This is a genomic window from Mycobacterium sp. TH-M116 (assembly GCF_057473685.1).
Genome location: NZ_JBYCLC010000177.1, coordinates 1 through 6,795, shown reverse-complemented (window position 1 = coordinate 6,795; position 6,795 = coordinate 1). Strand labels below are relative to the sequence as shown.

6 protein-coding genes and 1 pseudogene are annotated in these 6,795 nt (G+C 65.4%); 1 reads left to right on the top strand and 6 read right to left on the bottom strand.

Annotated elements, in window-relative coordinates:
* Positions 1-62: 62 nt before the first annotated feature.
* From AC2VOK_RS09110 to istA, 6 genes are all read right to left on the bottom strand, one after another.
* The gene (locus AC2VOK_RS09110) at positions 63-806 is read right to left on the bottom strand and encodes an ATP-binding protein (RefSeq protein ID WP_343708902.1); all 744 of its coding nucleotides are present in this window, start codon (positions 804-806) and stop codon (positions 63-65) included.
* Entirely contained in the window at positions 803-1,528 is a 726-nt protein-coding gene (locus tag AC2VOK_RS09105) for a Mu transposase domain-containing protein (protein ID WP_428900184.1), read from the bottom strand. Before AC2VOK_RS09105 ends, AC2VOK_RS09110 begins: the two co-directional genes overlap by 4 nt.
* A 186-nt stretch (positions 1,529-1,714) precedes the next feature.
* Complete coding sequence (locus AC2VOK_RS09100) at positions 1,715-2,734, bottom strand: tyrosine-type recombinase/integrase (RefSeq protein ID WP_428900183.1); 1,020 nt, start codon at positions 2,732-2,734, stop codon at positions 1,715-1,717.
* Positions 2,721-3,695 carry a tyrosine-type recombinase/integrase gene (locus tag AC2VOK_RS09095; protein WP_428900182.1) on the bottom strand — a complete coding sequence of 325 codons (975 nt, stop codon included), beginning with the start codon at positions 3,693-3,695 and terminating at the stop codon, positions 2,721-2,723. Before AC2VOK_RS09095 ends, AC2VOK_RS09100 begins: the two co-directional genes overlap by 14 nt.
* Positions 3,692-4,933: a tyrosine-type recombinase/integrase gene (locus AC2VOK_RS09090; RefSeq protein ID WP_428900181.1), complete on the bottom strand. Its 1,242-nt coding sequence runs from the start codon at positions 4,931-4,933 to the stop codon at positions 3,692-3,694. Before AC2VOK_RS09090 ends, AC2VOK_RS09095 begins: the two co-directional genes overlap by 4 nt.
* A 94-nt stretch (positions 4,934-5,027) precedes the next feature.
* A complete protein-coding gene (gene istA, locus AC2VOK_RS09085; RefSeq protein ID WP_428900180.1) occupies positions 5,028-5,813 on the bottom strand; it encodes an IS21 family transposase in 786 nt (261 codons plus the stop codon).
* A gap of 175 nt (positions 5,814-5,988) precedes the next feature.
* On the opposite strand from istA, the pseudogene AC2VOK_RS09080 reads away from it, so the two are divergent.
* A pseudogene (locus tag AC2VOK_RS09080) lies at positions 5,989-6,435 on the top strand (integrase core domain-containing protein); the annotation flags it as partial.
* Positions 6,436-6,795: the final 360 nt, after the last annotated feature.

Here is a 6,795-nt window from a genome sequence, read left to right as displayed (position 1 = left end):
GTCGTGGGCTGGGTAGTGCCGGTGGGACGGGCCAGCTGGTGGTCCGCCCCACCGGCGGCTGGTCAGCCGGGCAGGCCGAAGTGCTTGCGCATTGATTCGTCGCAGGTCAGCACGGTGGCATGGGCGTTGGTGGTGATGCGATCGATAATCGCGTCGGCGAGAATCTTCTCCTCCATGCGGTCGTGCCACTGGCCGGGCGGCAGCTGGGTGCAGTAGATCGTCGATGCCGTCTTATGCCGTCGATCGATCAAGGTGTGCAGCTGCTGAATCTGCTGGCGGCTCGGCGTGGTGAGGAACCAGTCATCGATGATCAACAACTCCACCTTGACCAGGGTGTCCAGGCAGCGTTTGCGCTCCCCGGTGCGTTCGGCGATGGTGAGCCGGTCGAACAGTTCACCGGCCGGCAAGTAGAGCACACTGCGGTATTGCTGGCAGGCCTTGTTGCCCAGCGCGCAGGCTACATAGGTCTTCCCGGCGCCGGTCGGGCCCTGCAGGATTACGTCCTGACGGTTTTGCAGGTAGTTGCCGACGGCGAGGCGGGCGATCAACTCGGCATCCACGTTGCGGCCGGGCATGGCTTTGATGTCAGCGATGTCGGCGGCGGGTTGGGCCAGTGCTGCGTGTCGGCGCAGTCGGTGCAGCTTGCTGTTGCGGCGGCGTTCGTATTCCCAGTCGACGGCCATCTTGACCATCTCCGGGCCGGTGGGCGGTTGCGCACCGGTGACGGTGGCGAGGTTCTCGAAGTACTCGGCCATGCCTGACAGGCGCATCGCCTTGAGCCTGTCCAAGGTCTGCACGTCGATCATGATTGGCCCCCGCTCTGGCCGTAGTAGTCGGCGCCGCGCACGAAGCCGGCGTTACCCAGGGACGCCACCGGTGGTGGATCGGCAGGTTCCCAAGCGGCCCATAGCTTCTTGATCAGCGTGTAGGACGGTGCCGGTGTCGCGCCCAGCGCCCGGCCACAGGTGTCTTCGAGCCGAGCCGCACCGCCTTGGCGTTTGGCCAATGCCATCACCCCCAGACACGACCGGTAGGACTGCTCGACGATCTTTCGGGAGGCCAGGATCGCCTGGATCGCCGCCACGGTGTTCGGGCCGATGGCCGCCGCCCACTGCTCGAAGCGGGCCGGGCTCCAGTCGGCCAGTCGGTGTCGATGCCCGGCAGGCATGTGCTCGGCCACGGTGGCATACCGGCCGCGAACACCTTTGAACCGGACATGACACGCCACGCGTTCGGTGCCGACGAAGACCTCCACGGTGCCCGAGGTCAGGCGCACATCCAGACTGCGCCCGATCAGCGTCGATGGCACTGAGTAGAAATTGCGGTCCACTTGAATGTGATAGTTCGTTCCTGCCTTGGCTTTTCGTAGATCTGCCAACTCGAACCGCACCGGCGGCAAGGGATGCAGCAGTGGCTGCTCGTCTCGCAGGAATACGATCTGCCTGGAGTCCTCCCGCTTCTGAAACGGCCGCGCGTTGATCGCCTCGACCACATCAAAGATGGCCTCGTTCAACTCGGCCAGGCCCACGAATCGCCGATCACGCAGCACCGCGGCGACCTGGTTGGCGACGAACCGCACGCTGCCTTCCACGACCGGCTTGTCACATTAATCCCGAACTCGGGATTATCGAGACTATCCCGAGGATTTGGTTATCCCGAGTGTCCGGCGTTGATGCAGGTCGAAGCCGTCTGTGGCACTGATTCCTCGGGATAACTATTTGAGCCCGGCGAGTTGCAGGATCAGGGTGTCGTCTCCTTTCCAGATCGGGGTGGGTTCGGGTGTGGTGCTGCCTGCCTTCTGGATTGCGTCCCGGACCATCTGATTGTCCGCTGAGGCGTAGATGCTGGTGGTGACGATGTTCGCGTGGCCGAGGAACTCCTTGATGTGGGGCAGCGGCACCCCGGCCCGAAGCATCTGCATGGCGCGGGCATGCCGGAGTTGGTGGGCGTGAACGTGTTCGGGGATCTCGGGGCAGGCCGCACGCGCTGTTGCAGCATGCTTGTTGAGCAGATAGGCGACGTTGTCCTGGCTCATCGGGTAGCGCCTCCCGGACCGGATGGTGAAGAACAACAAGGCGTCGACGTCGCACCGGCCAGGATGAAATAGGTTCAGGTATTGGTCGAGGTGCCGGCCGGTCTTGTCCATGATCGGAACCACCCGGGTCTTTCGGCCTTTCCCGGTCAGTGTCACGCGGCCGGCTCCCGGTGTGGTGACGATGTCGGCGACGGTCAGGTCGAGGACTTCCTGGACGCGGGCGGCGGCGTCGAACATCAGCAGGATCATGGTGGTGTCCCTGACGTTTCGGCTGCCGTTTTGGCTGGGTGCTCGGATCAGCGCGTCGACGGCGGTCATGCTCAACGCGTCGGGCGTGCGGGCAGGGGTGCGGGCGGGTCGGGTTTGTTTGACGTCCAGCCAGATTTCGACGAGTGCCGGATCCTCTCCCGCGCAGTAGCACAGGAACGATTTGATGGCGGCCAGCCGCTGGTTCGCCGAGGACGGGCTCAGGTTGCAGGTGTCGAGTAGCCATGTGGTGAAGGCGGTGATGGTGGCCCGATCGATGACCTCGAAGCTGACCTCGGCCAGCTTCACCTGCCGTGTCTCGGCGAGGTAGGTCAGCAGCGTGTTGATCGCCGTCTTGTAGGAGCGGATGGTGTGCGGGCTGAGCCTGCGCGCGCGGGGAAGGTGGACGGTCAGCCAGCTGCGCACCAGGGTGAAGAACTCATCGGCTGCCATGGGACGCCTCCGGCAGGACGGACTCGATGACGGTGTTGGCCAGTGCGCGCAGGTCGGGGTGAAAGTCGGCGGCGAGGTGGAAGTAGTACCAGGTGTCCTCGGTGTTGGCGTGCCCCAGGTGCAGGCTCAGATACGCGACGAGCGCTTCGGGGTCTTGCCCGGCGCGGGCCCACGTGTTGATGATCTCGATGACGTGGGCGTGGCGCAGATCGTAGGGCCGCGGCGGCGACCCTGGGGCGGCCGCGACGGCTGGGTCGGCGGCGTTCAACAGTTCGTGGAACCAGTAGTTGATGCTGGAGTGGTTATAGAACTGTCCCCGCCGGTTCGGGAAGAACGGCACCCGATCCAGGTGATACGCCCTGATCGCGGCGTCGTAGCGCCGGCAGTAGTCGTGCAGGTCGGTGGACATGAAAACTAGCCGGTCGATGTGGCCTTTGGACTCGCGGATCCGTACCGCGCCGTGCGCGAGGTCGACGTCGTTGCGGTGCAGCCTGCGGGCCTCGCCCGGTCGTAGGCCCAGGCAGTAGATCATCCGGAAGATCACCGGGATGATCAGGTGTCGCCGGCCGCCGAATGGGCTGGCCGCGATGCGGTCGGCGGCGTCGAAGATCGCCCGCAGCTGGTCATGGGTGAAGATGTGCGGCCGGTAGCGGACTTGCTTGCCGGGGATACCGGGCGGGATGACGTACGCGGCCGCGCCGAGGCCCGCCATGTGTTTGGCCAGCTGCCGAACCGGGGTGATCCGCCGCATCTGGGCGTTGACGTGCTCGCCGGGCCGGCCTGCGGCCCATACCGTCGCCATCTGGCGGGTCAGCACGTCCTGCCCGGGATAGTCCCGCGCGCACATCGCGTCGAAGGCGCGTAGGTGCCGTTCGGAGGTCTGATAGGGCAGGCCGAGCGCGTGTTTGAGTTCGAGCAGGCTGCTGATGGGGGCGGCCAGGCCGCTGATGAAACCGGTCATGACATCGCCGCCGGTTCGATGCCCGTGAAGTCCAGGCAGCAGGCCCGCATGCGTTCCTCGTCCGCGGCGAGATAGTGCTTGGCAGAGCCGATTCCCCGATGCCCCAGAGCGCCGGATATCACCGGCAGCGGTGTGTCGCCTTCGAGCATCCGGGTCGCCAGCGATGCTCGCAGCACGCGAAAACCGCGGCCCGCGCCGCCCTGCGCAGGGATCCGGGTGCGGGCAAAGGCCCGGGCCGCGACGTGATACAGATCGTTGACCGGTGACAGGGCGGTGAACGGCGCCTTGGTTCGCAGGAACACGTGCTCGTCGGCGGCACCGGCGGGCCTGCCGTGCAACAGGTAGCCGGCGATCGCGTCACCGACATCGGCCAGCAGCGGCAGCGTCAACACCGTCCCGGTCTTGTGCTGGGTCAAGGTGATCTGTCCCTGCCGCCAATCAATATCACCCAGGCGCAGACCGACGATGTCGACGGGGCGCAGACCCGTCCTGGCCGCCAACAGCAGCAACGCCCGGTCGCGAAGCCCTTGCCCTGTGGTCGGATCCGGGGAGTTGACCAGCTGCTCGATCCGATCAGTGGCCAGCACCGCCACCGACCTGCGACGCCGAACGAACATCGCTGGCACCGCCGCGGACAGTCCCGCGCGGCAGCCGGCATCCTCCAAGAAGCGGCACAGCACCCGCAACGCCGACACCACGGTCCGCATGCTCCCCGCCTGGTAGCGACTGCCGAGAAACACCACCGCAGCCGATACGTCCGCGCGCGAGAGGCCCTCGATAGCGGACACACCACGCTCGGGCAGCCAGGCCAGCACCGTGCGGGACACCGTCGCATACAGCTCCCGCGTCGCCACCGCCAGCCTGCGATGATCGAGCCACGCCTCGAACTGCTCCTGAACCGGCCGGAACGCAACGTTCAGCACGTCATTCGGGTGCGACCGGCGCGACTGCCGCCACCGGTACGAACCCGTCACCGCCACCTCGGCCAGCACCAACGCCGACTTGCGCAGCAACTTGCGTTTCCAATCCTTGATCCGCCCCTGCCGGTGCTCCTCGGCCACGAACCGTAAGAAGGACGCGACGACATCGTCTGTGACCTCGTCCGCGCCCTCGCGTGAACAGAACGACTCGAACTGCGACCACGCCCACCGGTACTGCCACAACGTCGACGGCGCATGCCCCAGCCCGGCAACCACGTCGTCTGCCCGCCCGACCACCCCGCCCACAGATTCGCTCATTTGCTGCTCCTCTCGAGATACACGACAGAGACGGGCAGCGTAAGCATGAATAGTTATCCCGAGGAATCAGTGCCACAGACGGCTTCGAGCTGCATCAACGCCGGACACTCGGGATAACCAAATCCTCGGGATAGTCGCGCGGCCGCTTGACCCTGGCCGGGATGATCGCGGTGCGGTAATGCTCGGCCAGGCTGGCATAAGCCGGGTTCAGCGCTGGTTCGTACCGGTCGGCCCGCGATACGCCGGTGCGAAGGTTGTCCGGGACCAGCAGTCGGGCCGTGCCGCCAAAGGCCTCGAATGCGTGCACATGCGCATCGATCCACGACACCAGCGTCATATCGGTGAACGCCTCCACATACGTGAAGGCCGAAAACGACAGTGCGGCCACGAACAGCCACGCCTCGGTCGCCGCACCGGTCAGCGGGTCGGCGAAGCTCATCGCATCACCGGCCCAGTCGACCTCGATGGATTCGCCCGGGGTGCGCACGATGCGCATCGAGGCCCCCGTCGCGGCCACCCAGCGGCGGTACTGTTCGTTGAAGAACGAGTACCGATACGGCACCCCACCACTGGCCCGGCACGCCGCGACGTACTCATTCCACAACAGCAACAGCGTCACCGACGGGCGCCCGAGTTCGCGGTGCACATGCTCGAAATCCGGTGCCACACGGTCTGAGTCCGGCCTGATCGGTGCGGGCAACAACCGGTGGCGGACCTCGTCAGCAGCGAGGTCCGCCACCTCCCCGAAGCCCACGCCGGCCGCAGTTGCGGCTGCGAACACCGACGCCACGGTGTTCCGCGAGCAGCCCAGCACATCGGCGATACCGCGCTGGCTCACCCCTTCTGCGCGTAGCCGCAGGATCTGTTTGTAGTCGACCATCGAAGGCGACCCCTTTCGTCACGTCCGCGTCCCAATGACGCGGACCGACGAACGGTCGCACCCACAACATCAGCGGCGCCACGGCTCACCCGCCATCGGCATAGTGGCTCACCCCGCAACGGAACGATGGCTCACCCAACCCCGGAACAATGGCCCTCATCAGCCGTAATATCCAACCGCCGACGGTCGCACCCTCAAGCTGCTCAACGTGATCGACGAGTTCACTCGTGAAGCCCTCGCGATTGAGGTTGATCGCCGCATCGACGCTGACGGCGTCGTCGCCGTCTTGGACCGTCTGGCCATCGCCCACGGCGCGCCGACCTACGTGCGCTTCGACAACGGGCCTGAGTTCGTGGCCCGCTCCGTCAACGATTGGTGCCGATTCAACGACGCGGCTTCGCTGTTCATCGATCCCGGCTCGCCATGGCAGAACGCTTGGGTCGAGTCGTTCAATGGCAGGCTCCGCGACGAGCTGCTCAACGCGTGGCGCTTCGACTCGCTCCTGGAAGCCCGCGTGATCATCGAAGACTGGCGCCGTGACTACAACGCCAACAGGCCCCACACCGCCCATGGTGAACTGACCCCCACCGAGTTCGCTCTACAGTGGACCACGATCCACCAAACCCCAAGTCGCATAGCGACTGGACCACCAAACGGGTCCCCCTCAGTTAGGGTTGGCCGTTATGCCGGGACTTACGCAGAATCTGCTCACCGCCGCGTTGAACATCGGTCGTAATCCCACATCGCTTGAGCCCACCCGCCGGGCGGCGATCTATGCGTGGCTGCACGGCGACTATCTGGTTTCTCCGCCTGCGGTCGCGAAGCGGTGCCACTTGCTGAACACGTTCAAAGCACGCGGTCATCGGATCTTCGTCGAGGCCGGCACTTACTAAGGAGTTCGTAAATAAGTCGAGTCAGGCCGCGATGTAGGCCAAATTCGGGTCGCGGAAAAATCCCTGGACCAGGTGTGGGAGTCTCTGCA